Origin of the sequence: Pseudomonas sp. NY15354, assembly GCF_048068075.1 — a bacterium.
Classification (GTDB): Bacteria; Pseudomonadota; Gammaproteobacteria; order Pseudomonadales; family Pseudomonadaceae; genus Aquipseudomonas; species Aquipseudomonas guariconensis_C.
The window spans coordinates 243446-259633 of the sequence record NZ_JBLUPV010000003.1 but is presented as its reverse complement, the minus strand read 5'-3'; the positions used below and the strand labels follow the sequence as shown (position 1 = coordinate 259633).

The following is a 16188-nucleotide window of genomic DNA, read 5'->3' as shown; positions in this document are numbered from 1 at the left end:
TGCGAAAAAACGGTCCGGCCATCCAAGTGGTGGCCGGTTGAAGCTTGTCAGGCCAATGCGGCATCCGCGGCATAGGCATGCTTGAGCAGTTCGGTGAAGCGCTCGAAGGCGGCGACTGCGCCACGTTCGGCGGCGGCATCCTCCTCGGCCGACAGCTCGAGGCTGTCGAGGATTCGGGTGAACTGCTTCCAGCCTTCGGCACGGCCACCGGCCGGCTCGCCCAGATGACGGGCACCGAAGCTGTCGGACAGCTCCAGCGCCACGGCACGCTTGATCAGGAACGCGGCGCCCAGTTTGGAGCCTTCGGAGACGAAGATCCAGCCCAAGGCCTGCCCCAGGCTTGGGTGTTGCAACGTGCCGGGCAACGGGGCGGGGATGTCGGTGTCCAGGTCAGCCAGGTCCAGGCGCGCCTGCTCGGCGCGGCAGCGCTGGGGCAGGTCCGGCACGATGGCGATCAGTTGCGGGTCGTTGTACAGGGCCTGCAGTTCGGACTGGAACAGGTATTGGGCGACCACGAAACGGGTGAAGCTTTCGCGGCTGTCGAAGGGCTTGTGCGATTTGACCAAGGCGTCCAGCTCGGTGTGCGGCGCATGGGTGGCCTGGTTCAGGCGTTGGGAGCGCAGGGTTGGGATGGCGGTCATGGCGGGTCCTTGGGATATGAGGGCTCTAGACGAGACGAATCAGATCGGGTTCGGCAGTAAAAAATGTGCGACGACGGAATGACTGGGAGCGCGCCCCTTTCACGACGCAAGCCTGTTCCTACACGTATGGTGCTGTCGCTGTAGGAGCGGCCTTGTGCCGCGATCAGGCGCGAAGCGGCTGTAAAACCTGCCGCTTCGGTGCATCAGGTATACCGTGGTGGCCGGGTCTACGGCTGCTTTGCAGCCGATCGCGGCACAAGGCCGCTCCTACAGCGTGGTTGCTGCAGGAGCGGCCTTGCGTGGCGAAAGGGCCGTGAAGCGGCCCCGGTTATGGCGCGTGTTCAGATATCCCAGATCAAATTGATGGCGAAGTTGCGCCCTGGTGCAGTCAGACGGTCGAGGTTGGCCGGCTGGGTGACGGCGGCTTCGCTCTGGCCGTTCCGACCGACGGTGGCGTAGCTGCGTACGTCATCCCACTGCCAGTACTTCTTGTCGGTCAGGTTGTACAGGCCGGCATTGACGGTCAGGTCGTCGGTGATCTTGTAGAAGCCACTCAGGTCGAGCACGCCATAGCCGGGGGTACGCCAGCGCGAAGTGCTGCCATCGGGGGAGAAGAACGTGGTGTCGTCGACGCGGTTCTTGCGCTTGACCAGTGTCCAGCTCAAAAGGCCGCCATAGCTGTCCTGTTCATACCCTAGGCCAAACACGCCGGTGAGTGGGTTGACGCTGTTCAGCGGTTGGCCGGTATCGTCGTTGCGGCCATAGGCATAGGCCACCGAGCCTTGTGTGTACAGGCCCTGCGGCGCACCAAAGTGATCAAGGTTCAAGCGACCCCTGACCTCGGCGCCTTTGATGGTCGCGTGCTTGATGTTCTGCGCCTGGAAATCGAGCGCATCGTCGCCGTTGAGCAGGGCGTCTTCATTGATGAAGTCGCGGTACTTGTTATAGAAGACGGCGACATCGAAGTTGCCCGCATCGAAGTTGCCGCGCAGGCCGGTTTCATAGCTTTTGCTCTTTTCCGGCTCAAGATTCGGATTCGGCTGGACCACATAGCCGCCGGCCGGGTTCTCGAAGCGGCCATACAACGCCTTGGCTGTCGGCGTGCGGAAGCCTTCGGCGTACTGCCCGTACCAGGTGTAATGGTCGTTGAAGGCATAGGTCACGCCCAGCTTGGGTGAAACGCGGTGCCAGTTCTTCTGTTTGTCGCTGACGATGGTGTTGCCCGAGGTCGGCAGGGTGGCCAGGAACTCATCGGTCAGGTGCGGCTTGAGCTGGGTGTAGTCGTAGCGCGCGCCTGGCAGGAAGGTCCAGTTGTTCCAACGGATCTCGTCCTGGGCGAACAGGCTGTAGGTGTTGATGGTCGGGTCGGGGAAGTCGCTGACCCGGGCCAGGCTGTCGGCAGGACTGATCTGGCCGATGGCTGTGCAGGTGCCCCCTACATTCAGGCAGACGCCAGTGCCGCTACGAGCACCGGTGACTTTTTCCTGCTTGAGCGTTGTGCCGTAGGTCAGCAGATGGTCGGTGGCGCCAACCGTGAAGGCTTTGTCGAGCTGTGCATCCAGCACCCATTGGCGGTCCTTGTAGGTCGTCTGGCGATCACGGAGCACTTCACGGCCGCGGGCGAAGTACAGCTCCTCGGTGCGTTGATCGGTCTTGGCGATCTGGTAGTTCAAGCTCCATTTCAGGTGATCGGCCAGTGCGCTGTCGAGGCCGAACTCATGGTTGATGCCGAAGCGCTCACGGGTGATGGTGTCGTCGGTACCGCGAGCGCGATACAGGTTCGAAGCGCCCATGCCGGGGATGAACGGCCCACCCACGGCGCTCAGTACATTCTGGTCGCGATCGTCCTTGTAGCGCTCATAGGTAAAGCCCAATCGCGCATCGTCGGCGTAGTTCCAGCCCAGCTTGGCCAGTACGTTGGTGGTGCGCACGTCCTCGGGGTTGGCTTTGGTACGGTCAAGGCCTGTGCCGCCGTGCTCGCCGTAGGATTCGGTCTCGTGACCGTTGCGCTGGCTCAGGTGCAGCAAGCTGTCGAAGTCGCCTTGGCGGCCGGCGACGGTGGCGGAGGTCAGCCAGCTTTCATCGGCCGAGCTGTAGCCGGTCTTCAGGCGGGCGCCCACGTCCTTGCCGGGTTTGATGATGTCGTCCGGATCGAGGGTGAAGTAGCTCACCGCCCCGCCGATGGCATTGCTGCCATAGAGCACTGAGGCTGGGCCGCGGAGGATCTCCACGCGCTTGACGATCTCGGGGTCGACGTAGTTGCGCTGGGTCTGGGCGTAGGGGCCGTAGAAGAAACCATCCGGAACCGAGACGCCGTCGACCTGGGTGAGGATCCGCTCGCCATCGATGCCACGGATGTTGTAGCCGTTCAGGCCGCTGCGCTGGCCGACGCCGCCGACGGAGACGCCCGGCTCGTAACGGACCAGCTCCTTGATGTCGTTGACGTTCTGGCGATCGAGTTGCTCGCGGGTCTGCACGCTCACGGTGCTCGGTACCTGGCTGACGTCCTGGGCACTGCGGGTGGCGCTGACGGTCAGTTGCTGCAGGGCGATGGTATTACCGGCCTGCTGGCGTTCCAGCACCACATTGGCATTGCCGATCTTGCGCAGGCTCAACCCCGTGCCTTGCAGCAGGCGGCGCAGGGCGGCCTCCGCTGGCAGCGAGCCCCGTACACCTGGCGACGATACGCCTTCGGCCAGTTCGGCGCTGAAGCCAACCTGCCAGCCGGTGACTTGGCTGAACGCGTTGATCGCCGAAACCAATGGCTGCTGCTCGATGGCAAAGCGGTAGTCGCCCAGGCGTGGGCTACTGGCCTTGGCCGGCTCTGCGGCCAGGGTGGGCAAGCTACAGGCGCCGCTGGCGAGCAGGGCCAGGGTCAGCAGGGACAATTGCCCCATGCGGCGAGAAGGGGGGGACGGGCGAGTTGGACCTGTGGACATCGAAGGCGCTCCCTGACGCGCGAACTGTTATAGGTGATGACCGTTCTTGTTTTCAAACAAGAATCAGTTGCATTGGCTATAACGAGACGGACGGCTGGGCGCGATCGCGTAAAAAAACTTCAGGGCGTCAGTTGAGGATCACCAGAGCCGGATACTCGTGCAACTGCGCGGAGGTGATGTGGGCCAGGGCGCGCAGGGTTTCCAGGGGTTGGTCCAGGCGGTAGTTGCCGGTTACCGCTACCTGTTCGAGCTGTGGGTTGCGGCTGATGATCCAGCCAGGGTAGTAGCGGCGAACCTCGGCCAGCACTTGGCTGAGCGGGCAGTTCTCGAACACCAGGCGGCCTTCGACCCAGGCCAGGTCCTTGTGCATGTCCCGGCGCTGGCGCTGGCCGAATCCCTGCGGACCGACGCTGATGCTGTCGCCGGCCGACAGCCGGATGCGCTGGTCGCGGGCGCTTTGCAGGTCGATATCGCCCCGCTGCACCCTGACTTGCGCTTCGCCATCGAGGTAGCGCACGGCGAAGTCGGTGTCTTGTGCCTGCGCGCGCAGCGGGCCTGCTTCCAGTTCCAGCGGAGCAGGGCTGTTGCCGGGTACCTGGAAGTACGCCTCGCCCTGCAACAGGCGTGCGACCGGACGGCCGTCACGCAGGTCGTTGGCGAGCGCTGAGTTGGTGTTGAGCAACACCCGGGCGCCGTCGTCCAGTTGCAGGCGTTGGCGTTCGCCGACCACGGTCAGGTGGTCGGCCTGCAGGCGCATGGGCAGGTTGCCGAAAGTGAACAGCCCGACCAGCAGCACGGCGGCAGTGGCCAAGGGTTTCCAATGGGTACGCAGACGACCGCCCAACGTGGTGCGGCGACGGTGATTCAATTGCACCGCGGCCTGATGCAGCGGCGCGCCGTTCCACAGGGCTTCGGCTTCGACGTAGGCTTCGGCGTTTTCCGCGGCGGCGCCCAGCCAGGCTTCGAAATCCCGGGTGTCTTGCTCGCTGGCGCATTGCAGACGTACCAGCCAGTCCAACGCTTCGTCCATGGCACGCGCACGGGCATCAGGCGCGTCGGGTGACGGGCGAGGAGCGGGGCTGTCTGTCACGGAGAATCCTTGCTGTGGGTTTTTCGCGAATGATCATGGCTGCGAGGGAGCGTGGCAAGGGCTTTGCCTTTGCCGGCCGGCGGATGGTCGGCTCACTTGAGGCGGTCGGCCACGCCCATGCAGATGGCCATGATCAGTTTCAGCTCCTTCTGTACCGTGCTGGCCGATACCTGCAATTGCTCGGCGATCTCCAGGTAGCTGGCGCCCTGCAGGCGGCTGAGGATGAAGATGCGCTGCTGGCGTGGGGTGAGTTGGTCAAGGCTGACGCTCAGGTGCTCGAGCAATTGCTCCGCATGGGCGGCATCTTCGCTGCTGCTGGTCGGCGCGGCGACATTGTGCAGCACCTCGTCAGGAACATCGTCCACCAGCGTGCGGGCCTGCACCCGGCGGGCGCGCAGGTGATCGAGCGCGAGGTTGCGCGCGGTCTGGAACACGAACGGTTCCAGGTGCTCGATGGGGCGTTCGCCCAGGGCACGGGTGACCCGCAGGTAGGTCTCCTGGAGCAGGTCCTCGGCCGTGCTGGGGTTGCCCACCATGCGCTGCAAGGTGCGCAGCAAAGGGAGGCGCTGGGTGAGGAACACTGTGTTGAACCGGGACTGACTCACGAGGAAACCTGACCGATGAAAGGCAAATGATAATGCTTATCATCTGTTGTATTGGTCAAGTCTCATCGAAGTAAAGAATGGGTAAGTATCGCTGTGCGGCGACCTTGCGGCAGAGGCACCGGGGCCCATGGCAGGCTTCACCCGTCCTAAAAACGAACTGACAAAGCCTGCGATGGGCTGCCCGATCAATTCGCGTTGCACAGCGCCAGGCAGTTGTCGAGCATGCGGTTGGAGAAGCCCCATTCGTTGTCGTACCACGCCAGCACCTTGAGCATCCGGCCATTGGCGCGGGTGTGGTTGGCATCGAAAATCGACGACAGCGGGTTGTGGTTGAAGTCGCAGGAGACCAGCGGCAGGGCGTTGTAGCCCAGGATGCGCGAATGTCGGCTGGCTTCGAGGAACAGTTGGTTGACCTCCTCGGCGCGGGCTTCGCGCTTGAGGTTGACGGTCAGGTCCACCAGCGACACATTGATCACCGGCACCCGCACCGCCATGCCGGTGAGCTTGCCGGCCAGCTCCGGCAGCACCAGGCCCACGGCCTCGGCGGCGCCGGTCTTGCTCGGGATCATCGATTGGGTGGCCGAGCGTGCGCGGTAGGGGTCGGTGTGGTAGACGTCGGTGAGCACCTGATCGTTGGTGTAGGCGTGGATGGTGGTCATCAGCCCTTGCTCGATGCCGAACTCGCGGTGCAGCACCTGGGCGATCGGCGCCAGGCAGTTGGTGGTGCAGGAGGCATTGGAGATGATCTGGTGCGAGGCGCGCAGGGTGTCGTGGTTGACCCCATACACCACCGTGGCGTCAGCGCCCTTGGCGGGCGCCGAGATGATCACCTTGCCCGCACCGGCGCTCAGGTGGGCGGCAGCCTTGGCGCGGTCGGTGAACAAGCCCGTGCATTCGAACACCACGTCCACCGCTTCGGCCTTCCAGGGTAGCTCCGCAGGATTGCGGATGGCACTGACCGCGATACGGTCGCCATTGACCGTCAGGCTCTCCTGGTCGGACTCCACTTGTGCATCGAACGTGCCGTGCACGCTGTCGTACTTGAGCAGGTGGGCGTTCATTGCACTGTCGCCCAGGTCGTTGATGGCGACGACCTGCAGGTCCTGGCGGTAGCCTTGGGTATAGAGTGCGCGCAGGACGTTGCGTCCGATGCGGCCAAATCCATTGATGGCGATGCGAAGGGTCATGGCATTACCTCTGGCAGTCCGAGTGAAGCTTGTGGCAAAAAGGTCACTTCACTGAAACGGTTTTGTTATTGGAATTACAAGATTATTCACTGCTGGATAGAAAACAAGCCTTTTTGATGGCAGTATTTTGTTAAACCTACAACGAGTGGTCGGGCAGACCACCCCCAGATCGCGTCAGGCCCCCTTCCCTTGAGCCTAGGCCGCAATCGTTTGAAGGGGAAATGCCCATCGACGCCACCCTTACAGTCAGCCTGGAGTCCAGTACATGCATCCGCGCATCCTTGAGGTCACCGCACGGTTGGTCGAACGCAGCCGTGCCACCCGTGAACGCTACCTGGAGCTGATTCGCGGCGCGGCCAGCGATGGCCCCATGCGCGCCAGCCTGCAATGTGCCAACTTCGCCCACGGCGTGGCCGGCTGCGGCGCCGAGGACAAACACAGCCTGCGGATGATGAACGCCGCCAACGTGGCCATCGTCTCGGCCTACAACGACATGCTGTCGGCGCACCAGCCGTACCAGCACTTCCCGGAACAGATCAAACAGGCGCTGCGCGAGATCGGCTCGGTCGGCCAGTTCGCCGGTGGCGTACCGGCCATGTGCGATGGCGTCACCCAGGGCGAGCCAGGTATGGAGCTGGCCATCGCCAGCCGTGAAGTGATCGCCATGTCCACCGCCATCGCCCTGTCCCACAACATGTTCGACGCCGCATTGATGCTCGGCATCTGCGACAAGATCGTGCCGGGCCTGATGATGGGTGCTCTGCGCTTTGGTCATCTGCCGACCATCTTCGTCCCCGGCGGCCCGATGCCTTCGGGCATCTCCAACAAGGAAAAGGCCGACGTGCGCCAGCGCTACGCCGAAGGCAAGGCCAGTCGCGAAGAGCTGCTGGAGTCGGAGATGAAGTCCTATCACAGCCCCGGCACCTGTACCTTCTATGGCACGGCCAACACCAACCAACTGGTGATGGAAGTCATGGGGCTGCACCTGCCGGGGGCTTCGTTCGTCAATCCGTACACGCCGTTGCGTGACGCCCTGACCGCCGAGGCGGCGCAGCAGGTCACGCGCATGACCAAGGCCAGCGGCAGTTTCATGCCCCTGGGCGAGATCGTCGATGAGAAGGCGCTGGTCAACTCGATCGTCGCCCTGCATGCCACCGGCGGCTCCACCAACCATACCCTGCACATCCCGGCCATCGCCCAGGCTGCCGGCATCCAGCTGACCTGGCAGGACATGGCGGACCTTTCCGAGGTGGTGCCGACCCTGTCCCACGTCTATCCCAACGGCAAGGCCGACATCAACCACTTCCAGGCAGCGGGTGGCATGGCCTTCCTCATTCGTGAACTGCTCGATGCCGGGCTCCTGCACGAGGACGTCAATACCGTGGCTGGCCACGGCCTGCGCCGCTACACCCAGGAGCCGTTCCTCGAGGAGGGCAAGCTGGTCTGGCGTGAAGGGCCGCGCCAGAGCCTGGACGAGAGCATCCTGCGCCCGGTGGCGCGACCGTTCTCGGCCGAAGGCGGCTTGCGAGTGATGAACGGCAACCTCGGGCGTGGCGTCATGAAGGTGTCGGCGGTAGCGCCCGAGCATCAGGTGGTGGAAGCGCCGGCCCGGGTGTTCCATGACCAGCAGTCTCTGGCCGATGCGTTCAAGGCCGGCGAGCTGGAGCGGGACTTCGTCGCAGTGGTGCGCTTCCAGGGGCCGCGTTGCAACGGCATGCCCGAGCTGCACAAGCTGACCCCCTTCCTGGGCGTGCTGCAGGACCGTGGCTACAAGGTGGCGCTGGTCACCGACGGGCGGATGTCCGGCGCCTCGGGCAAGATCCCGGCAGCCATCCACGTGTGCCCCGAGGCCTACGACGGGGGGCCGCTGGCGCGGGTGCGCGATGGCGATATCGTGCGGGTCGATGGCATCGAGGGCACGTTGCAACTGATGGTATCGGCCGAGGAACTGGCCACCCGTGACCAGCCGGCGCCTCCCCAGGGCAATGACCTGGGCATGGGACGCGAGCTGTTTGGCTTCATGCGTGTGGCGTTCAGCCCAGCCGAGCAGGGTGCCAGCGCCTTCACCTCGGCCCTGGAGCGACTGAAATGAAAGCACTGCTGGTTGGCGATATCGGCGGCACCAACGCCCGCTTTGCCCTGTGGCACGACAACCAGTTACAGGCGGTGCAAGTCCTGGCGACTGCCGACTACACGAGCCCTGAGCAGGCCATCGAGGCTTATCTGACGGGGCAAGGCATTGCCCATGGTGGGCTGGCGGCGGTGTGCCTGGCGGTCGCCGGACCGGTAAGCGGCGATGCGTTCCGCTTCACCAACAATCACTGGCGGCTGAGCCGCCGCGCTTTCTGCCAAGCCTTGCAGGTCGAGCACCTGCTGTTGATCAACGACTTCAGCGCCATGGCCCTGGGCATGACGCGTCTGCAGCCTGGCGAGTATCGCCAGGTGTGTCCGGGCGCCGCCGACCCTGCGCGCCCGGCCCTGGTCATCGGCCCCGGCACCGGCCTGGGCGTAGGCAGCCTGTTGCGCCTGGACAACCAGCACTGGCTGGCCTTGCCAGGGGAGGGCGGGCATGTCGACCTGCCGGTGGGCAACGAGCGCGAGACGGCGATCCATCAGCAGATCCATCGGCAGATCGGTCATGTCAGCGCCGAGACGGTATTGAGCGGCGGCGGGCTGGTGCGCTTGTACCAGGCAATGTGCGCGCTCGATGGCGACGTACCCCGGCACAAGACGCCCGCGCACATCACCGATGCCGCGCTGGGCGGCGAGCCGCGAGCCCTGGCGGTGGTCGAGCAGTTCTGCCGTTTCCTTGGGCGTGTGGCCGGTAACAATGTCCTGACCCTGGGGGCACGGGGTGGGGTCTATATTGTCGGCGGCGTGATTCCGCGCTTTGCCGAGCTGTTTCTGCAGAGCGGTTTTGCCACGAGCTTTGCCGACAAGGGCTGCATGAGCGGCTATTTCGAAGGGGTGCCGGTGTGGCTGGTGACGGCGGAGTTCTCCGGCTTGCTGGGGGCAGGGGTGGCGCTGCAGCAGGCGTTGGATCATTGATCGCCGGGCCCTGGGTGCCCATCCGTTATCACCACCAGAGGAAGGTTCAGTGACCACCGCCGGTAAATCGATCCTGATGGTCGACGACGACCAGGAAATCCGTGAACTGCTGCAGACCTACCTGAGCCGCTCGGGCTTCCAGGTGCATGCCGAGGCCGATGGCAGGGGCTTTCGCCAGGCGCTGGAGTCCGTGCCCTGTGACCTGGCGATTCTCGATGTGATGCTGCCTGATGAGGATGGCTTCAGCCTGTGTCGCTGGGTGCGCCAGCACCCGCGTCTGGCGCGGGTGCCGATCATCATGCTGACCGCCAGCTCCGACGAGACCGACCGGGTCATTGGTCTGGAACTGGGCGCCGACGACTACCTGGGCAAACCGTTCAGCCCCCGTGAGTTGCAAGCGCGGATCAAGGCGTTGCTGCGCCGCGCCGAGTTCGGTCAGGCGGCACCCAGCCAGGCGGTGCTGGCCTTCGACGAATGGCGCCTGGATACCATCAGTCATCGCTTGTTCCATCGCGATGGCGAAGAGGTGATTCTCTCCGGCGCCGACTTCGCCCTGCTCAAGCTGTTTCTTGACCATCCGCAGCAGATCCTCGATCGCGACACCATCGGTAATGCCACCCGAGGCCGTGAGCCGATGCCGCTGGACCGCATCGTCGACATGGCGGTCAGCCGCCTGCGCCAACGCCTGCGGGACACCGACAAACCGCCACGGTTGATCCGCACTGTGCGCGGCAGTGGTTACCTGCTGGCGGCCCATGTCTGCCCTGCCTGCTGAGCGGCGCTGGCGCCTGCTGCCGCGCTCACTGCTCGGGCGCATGCTGTCGTTGACGTTGCTGGTGGTGCTGTTGGCCCAAGGGCTGTCTAGCCTGATCTGGGTCTCCCAGTTGCGCGCCAGCCAGCTCCAGGGCCTGCAGGCCAGTGCCCGCAGCCTGGCCCATTCGATGAGCGCCAGCGTCAGTTACTTCCGTTCGTTGCCGGTCGCCTATCGGCCCATGGTCCTGGACCAGTTGCGCAGCATGGGCGGCACGCGGTTTTTCGTCTCGCTCAACGACAAGCCGCTGGACATGCCCGTGCTGCCGATCACGCCACGCAAGCAGGCGGTGATCGACGTGTTCCAGTCGGTGCTGCACGAGCGGTTGGGGCCGCAGATGGAAATCTCCGTGGAATTCGTCAGCCCCCAGGAGCTGCGCATTTTCAACAGCGGCTTGAAGCTCGACGAGCTGCCGCGCTCCTGGGCGCATTATTCCCTCACCCTGGAACCGCTCAACCCGCCGGTGCTGGTCACCCAGATCCGCCTGGACGAAGGCGAGTGGTTGTACATCGCCTCGCTGCTGCCAGAGCCCTACACCAGCCTTGAGGCCGAGCGCCTGCCGCGTCAGCAGATCGGCTTCATCGCGTTGACCACCGCCTTGTTGTTGCTGTTCATCGGTTTGCTCGTGCACTGGCAGAGCCGCCCGCTCAAGCGCCTGGCGCGGGCGGCGCGGGAGATGTCCCTGGGGGCCGATGTCGCGCCGGTGACCGAAGGCGGCGGCAGTGAGGTGGCTGAAGTGGGGCGGGCATTCAACAGCATGCGCGAGCGCATCAGCCGCTACCTGACCGAGCGTGCGCAGCTGTTCAGTGCGGTGTCCCACGACCTGCGCACGCCCATCACGCGCTTGCGCCTGCGGGTCGAACTGCTCGAGGACGAGCAAATGCAGGCCAAGTTCAGCCGTGACCTCGATGAATTGGAGCTGCTGGTCAAAGGGGCGTTGCAGTGCGTGAAAGACACCGACATCCACGAGAACATCGAGCCGGTGGACCTCAACCAAGTGCTGGAGATACTCGCCGAGCCTTACCTGGGCGACGGCCGCATCACCCTCGAAGGGCGTGCCCTGGCGCCGTATGCGGGCAAGCCCCTGGCCCTGCGCCGGTGCATCGGCAACCTGATCGACAATGCCATCAAGTATGGCGAGCGGGCGCATCTGCGCATTCTCGACAGCGCCACGGGGTTTGTCCTGCAAGTGGATGACCAAGGGCCTGGGGTGCCGGAACAACGCCTGGAACAGGTGTTCGAGCCGCATTTCCGGCTGGCCGGTCAGCAGCAGGGCTACGGGCTGGGGCTAGGCATCGCGCGCAATATCGCCCACAGCCATGGCGGAGAGGTCAGCTTGCTGAACCTGCGCCAGGGCGGCTTGCGGGTCACCTTGAGCCTGCCGCGCAGCATCGATTGAGTGGCGAATGTCACCGCTTGGTGACATTCGCGCATCCCTTCGTTACCTGGCGGCCTTTGCCGGCTGTTTAGACTCCAAGGCAAGCGCAAGCACCCATGACTTGCCTTCGCATAACAACAAGAAAGGTTCTCCACGATGAATGTGATCACTCGCCTCGCCGCTGTCGTTTCCCTCGCCTCATGCCTGCCGCTGACGGCCTTGGCCGCCGATAACGGGACTGTCGAAGTCCTGCATTGGTGGACCTCCGGCGGCGAGGCCGCCGCCGTCAATACCCTCAAGCAGCAGGTCGAAAAAGACGGTTTCACCTGGAAGGACAATGCCGTGGCCGGTGGTGGTGGCGCCGCCGCCATGACCGTGCTCAAGAGCCGCGCCGTGGCGGGTAACCCACCTGCCGCCGCGCAGATCAAGGGCCCCGACATCCAGGAGTGGGGCGCTTTGGGTCTGCTCGCCGAACTCGACGAGGTGGCCAACGCCAACCAGTGGGACACACTGCTGCCGGCCAAGCTCACGCACATCTGGAAGTACGATGACCACTATGTGGCCGTTCCGGTGAACATCCACCGGGTCAACTGGCTGTGGGTCAACCCAGTGGTGTTCGAGAAGGCGGGCGCCAAAGTGCCGCGTACGCTCGATGAGCTGTTCGTCGCCGCCGACAAGCTCAAGGCCGCAGGCTTTCAGCCGCTGGCCCATGGTGGCCAGCCCTGGCAGGACAGCACGGTGTTCGAAAGCCTGGTCCTGAGCATCCTGGGCCCGGAGGGTTACCACAAGGCCTTCGTCGAGCTGGACGAGCAGACGCTCACCGGCGACAAGATGGTCGAGACCTTCAAGACCTTGCAGCGCCTGGGCACCTACATGGACGCCAACCGCGCCGGCCGCGACTGGAACATTGCGGCCGCCGAAGTCATCAACGGCAAGGCCGGGATGCAGATCATGGGCGACTGGGCCAAGAGCGAATGGACCGCCGCCCACAAGGTGGCCGGCAAGGACTACCAGTGCGTGCCATTCCCCGGCACCCAGGGCAGCTTCACCTACAACATCGACTCCCTGGCGATGTTCAAGCTCAAGAACGAGAGCGACATCAAGGCCCAGAACGACCTGGCCAAGGTCGCGTTGGAGCCGGCCTTCCAGACCGCCTTCAACCAGGCCAAGGGCTCGCTGCCGGTGCGCCAGGGCATGGACATGAGTGCGTTCGACGCCTGCACCCAGCAGTCGCAGAAGGACTTCCAGGAGGCCGAGAAAGGCCAGGGGCTGCAACCGAGCATGGCGCACAACATGGCCTCGTCACTGGCGGTGCAGGGGGCCATCTTCGATGTGGTCACCAACTTCCTCAACGACCCCAAGGCAGACCCTGCCAAGGCGGCCAAGCAACTGGGCGCAGCGATCAAGGCAGCGCAGTAGTACTGCCGCCTCTCCCTGACGTTACAGGCCCCTGTGGGAGCGGGCTCACCCGCGAAGCATGCGACACGGTGCATGGCACCCGCTTCGCCGGTGTTTGCGGCGGTTCGACGCCTCCCGCTCCACAGGACTCGCGCTCGATGCAGGTTCTCCGGTACCTCACATGAACACAGCAATCGCAACCCTGCGGGCCTCTCCCCTGGACGCCCTGCAACGCTGGCTCCCGAAACTGGTGCTGGCGCCCAGCATGCTGATAGTCCTGGTGGGCTTCTATGGCTACATCCTCTGGACCTTCGTGCTGTCCTTCACCCGCTCCAGCTTCATGCCCAGCTATCAGTGGGCCGGGCTGAGCCAGTACCTCAAGCTGCTGGCCAACGACCGCTGGTGGGTCGCCAGCAAGAACCTGCTGGTGTTCGGCGGCCTGTTCATCGCCATCAGCCTTGTGGTGGGGGTATTGCTGGCGGTGCTGCTCGACCAGCGCATCCGCCGTGAAGGCGTCATCCGCACGATCTACCTATACCCGATGGCGCTGTCGATGATCGTCACCGGCACCGCCTGGAAATGGCTGCTCAACCCTGGCCTTGGCCTGGACAAACTGCTGCGCGACTGGGGCTGGGAAGGCTTTCGCTTCGACTGGCTGGTGGACCCGGACCGGGTGGTCTATTGCCTGGTGATCGCCGCGGTGTGGCAGGCCTCAGGCTTTGTCATGGCGTTGTTCCTGGCGGGCCTGCGTGGGGTCGACCCCTCGATCATCCGCGCCGCCCAGGTCGATGGCGCGAGCCTGCCGAAGATCTACCTGCGCATCGTGCTGCCAAGCCTGCGGCCGGTGTTCTTCAGTGCCTTGATGATCCTTGCGCACATCGCCATCAAGAGCTTCGACCTGGTGGCAGCGATGACCGCTGGCGGCCCGGGCTACGCCTCCGACCTGCCGGCGATGTTCATGTACAACTTCACCTTCAGCCGTGGGCAGATGGGCATGGGGTCGGCCAGCGCGATCCTCATGCTCGGCGCCATCCTGGCGATCCTGGTGCCCTACTTGTATTCGGAACTGAGGACCAAGCGCCATGACTAGTCCGCGTTGGTTTGCCCCCAGCCGCCTGGCCATCCATGCCACGTTGCTGATCGCCTGTGCGCTGTACCTGATACCCCTGGTGGTGATGCTGCTGACCAGCTTCAAATCGCCGGAGGACATCCGCGCCGGCAACCTGCTGAGCTGGCCGGAAGTAGTCACCGGGATCGGCTGGATCAAGGCCTGGGACACGGTCGGTGGCTACTTCTGGAACTCGGTGAAGATCACCGTACCGGCCGTGCTCATCTCCACCTTGGTGGGCGCCTTGAACGGTTATGTGCTGTCGATGTGGCGCTTTAGAGGCTCGCAGCTGTTCTTCGGCCTGTTGCTGTTCGGTTGCTTCCTGCCGTTCCAGACGGTGCTGCTGCCGGCCTCGTTCACCCTCGGCAAGCTGGGGCTGGCCAGCACCACCACGGGGCTGGTGCTGGTGCACATCGTGTATGGGCTGGCCTTTACCACGCTGTTCTTTCGCAACTACTACTGCAGCGTGCCCGAGGCCTTGGTGCGCGCGGCGCGGCTGGACGGGGCGGGGTTCTTCACCATCTTCGGGCGGATCCTGCTGCCGATGTCGGTGCCGATCATCATGGTCTGCCTGATCTGGCAGTTCACCCAGATCTGGAACGACTTTCTCTTCGGCGTGGTGTTCGCCAGCGGCGACGCCCAGCCCATCACCGTGGCCCTGAACAACCTGGTCAACACCAGCACCGGGGTCAAGGAATACAACGTCGACATGGCGGCGGCGATGATCGCGGGGCTTCCGACCCTGCTGGTCTATGTGCTGGCCGGCAAATATTTCCTGCGCGGCCTGACCGCCGGCGCGGTCAAGGGGTGACACATGGCACGGCTCGAACTTCGCAACGTCAACAAGCGCTACGGCAGCGGCCTGCCGGATACCCTCAAGGCCATCGATCTGGGCATCGAGTCTGGCGAGTTCCTGATCCTGGTCGGCCCCTCCGGGTGCGGCAAGTCGACCTTGATGAACTGCATCGCCGGGCTGGAGGACATCAGCGGCGGCGAAATCCTGGTCGATGGCGCCGACATCAGTGGCATGAGCCCCAAGGATCGGGACATCGCCATGGTGTTTCAGTCCTATGCGCTGTACCCGACCATGAACGTGCGCGACAACATCGCCTTCGGCTTGAAGATTCGCAAGATGCCTCAGGCGGCGATCGACGAGGAGGTGGCGCGGGTGGCCAAGCTGCTGCAGATCGAGCATCTGCTCACGCGTAAGCCAGGCCAGCTTTCTGGCGGTCAGCAGCAGCGGGTGGCCATGGGCCGGGCCTTGGCGCGGCGGCCGAAGATCTACCTGTTCGACGAGCCGTTGTCGAACCTCGATGCCAAGCTGCGGGTGGAGATGCGCACCGAGATCAAACTGATGCACCAACGCTTGAAGACCACCACCGTGTACGTCACCCATGACCAGATCGAGGCCATGACCCTCGGTGACAAAGTGGCGGTGATGAAGGACGGCGTCATCCAGCAGTTCGGCACGCCCCAGCAGATCTACAACGACCCGGCCAATCAGTTCGTCGCCAGCTTCATCGGCTCACCGCCAATGAACTTCATTCCGGCGCGCCTGACGAAACAGCAAGGACGCCTGGTGGCGTTGCTCGACAGTGGGCAGGCCCGTTGCGAGCTACCTGTGGCTGGCCTGTCGGATGAGCTTGAAGGGGGCGAGGTGCTGCTGGGCATTCGCCCCGAGCAGATTGGCGTGGGAGAGGGCGATGGCGTGCATGGCATTCGCGCCGAGGTGCAGGTGACCGAGCCCACCGGGCCGGACCTGTTGGTGTTCGTCACCCTCAATCAAGTCAAGGTGTGCTGCCGTTTGGCGCCGGATGTCGCCTGCCGTGTGGGGGACAGTCTGAATCTGCAGTTCGACCCCGCGCGGGTGCTGCTGTTCGACGCCGCCAGTGGCGAGCGCCTGGGGCAGGTCGCGCCCGAGCAGATCGCCACAGGCAATGTTGCGCGCTTCAAAGGGCGCTGAGTCATCTAAACCTTCAATAA

The 16188-nt window shown here is 64.2% G+C and carries 13 protein-coding genes; 8 read left to right on the top strand and 5 right to left on the bottom strand.

The annotated features are described in order from the left end of the window. Nucleotides 1–47 precede the first annotated feature (47 nt). The 5 genes from ACNFCH_RS04855 to gap all read right to left on the bottom strand — a co-directional run bounded on the left by ACNFCH_RS04855 (nucleotide 48) and on the right by gap (nucleotide 6462). Nucleotides 48–641: a biliverdin-producing heme oxygenase gene (locus ACNFCH_RS04855; RefSeq protein WP_416742364.1), complete on the bottom strand. Its 594-nt coding sequence runs from the start codon at nucleotides 639–641 to the stop codon at nucleotides 48–50. A gap of 341 nt (nucleotides 642–982) precedes the next feature. Beyond that, complete coding sequence (locus ACNFCH_RS04850) at nucleotides 983–3580, bottom strand: TonB-dependent receptor (RefSeq protein ID WP_337158844.1); 2598 nt, start codon at nucleotides 3578–3580, stop codon at nucleotides 983–985. Between the two features lie 127 nt (nucleotides 3581–3707). Beyond that, the gene (locus ACNFCH_RS04845; RefSeq protein ID WP_416742363.1) at nucleotides 3708–4670 is read right to left on the bottom strand and encodes a FecR family protein; all 963 of its coding nucleotides are present in this window, start codon (nucleotides 4668–4670) and stop codon (nucleotides 3708–3710) included. Nucleotides 4671–4762: 92 nt separating this feature from the next. After that, a complete protein-coding gene (locus ACNFCH_RS04840; RefSeq protein ID WP_416742362.1) occupies nucleotides 4763–5275 on the bottom strand; it encodes an RNA polymerase sigma factor in 513 nt (170 codons plus the stop codon). 185 nt (nucleotides 5276–5460) lie between these two features. Next, the gene (gap, locus tag ACNFCH_RS04835) at nucleotides 5461–6462 is read right to left on the bottom strand and encodes a type I glyceraldehyde-3-phosphate dehydrogenase (protein ID WP_416742361.1); all 1002 of its coding nucleotides are present in this window, start codon (nucleotides 6460–6462) and stop codon (nucleotides 5461–5463) included. Between the two features lie 265 nt (nucleotides 6463–6727). Here gap and edd point away from each other — a divergent pair, with 265 nt between their 5' ends. From edd to ACNFCH_RS04795, 8 genes are all read left to right on the top strand, one after another. After that, a complete protein-coding gene (gene edd, locus ACNFCH_RS04830; RefSeq protein ID WP_337158848.1) occupies nucleotides 6728–8554 on the top strand; it encodes a phosphogluconate dehydratase in 1827 nt (608 codons plus the stop codon). Beyond that, nucleotides 8551–9510 carry a glucokinase gene (locus ACNFCH_RS04825; RefSeq protein WP_337158849.1) on the top strand — a complete coding sequence of 320 codons (960 nt, stop codon included), beginning with the start codon at nucleotides 8551–8553 and terminating at the stop codon, nucleotides 9508–9510. The genes edd and ACNFCH_RS04825 overlap by 4 nt, the downstream gene beginning before the upstream one ends. Before the next feature lie 76 nt (nucleotides 9511–9586). Beyond that, complete coding sequence (locus tag ACNFCH_RS04820; RefSeq protein WP_416742390.1) at nucleotides 9587–10285, top strand: response regulator; 699 nt, start codon at nucleotides 9587–9589, stop codon at nucleotides 10283–10285. Beyond that, on the top strand, nucleotides 10266–11720 hold the full coding sequence (locus ACNFCH_RS04815; RefSeq protein WP_337158851.1) for an ATP-binding protein: 1455 nt from the start codon (nucleotides 10266–10268) through the stop codon (nucleotides 11718–11720). Before ACNFCH_RS04820 ends, ACNFCH_RS04815 begins: the two co-directional genes overlap by 20 nt. Nucleotides 11721–11855: 135 nt before the next feature. Further along, nucleotides 11856–13118, top strand: a complete 1263-nt coding sequence (locus ACNFCH_RS04810; RefSeq protein WP_416742360.1) for an ABC transporter substrate-binding protein — start codon at nucleotides 11856–11858, stop codon at nucleotides 13116–13118. A gap of 160 nt (nucleotides 13119–13278) precedes the next feature. Beyond that, nucleotides 13279–14187 (top strand): carbohydrate ABC transporter permease, encoded by a 909-nt coding sequence (locus ACNFCH_RS04805; RefSeq protein WP_070093187.1) that lies wholly within the window; start codon nucleotides 13279–13281, stop codon nucleotides 14185–14187. Next, nucleotides 14180–15016 (top strand): carbohydrate ABC transporter permease, encoded by an 837-nt coding sequence (locus tag ACNFCH_RS04800; RefSeq protein WP_416742359.1) that lies wholly within the window; start codon nucleotides 14180–14182, stop codon nucleotides 15014–15016. The genes ACNFCH_RS04805 and ACNFCH_RS04800 overlap by 8 nt, the downstream gene beginning before the upstream one ends. Nucleotides 15017–15019: 3 nt before the next feature. Continuing rightward, nucleotides 15020–16168 carry an ABC transporter ATP-binding protein gene (locus ACNFCH_RS04795; protein WP_337158853.1) on the top strand — a complete coding sequence of 383 codons (1149 nt, stop codon included), beginning with the start codon at nucleotides 15020–15022 and terminating at the stop codon, nucleotides 16166–16168. The last annotated feature ends 20 nt before the right edge of the window (nucleotides 16169–16188 follow it).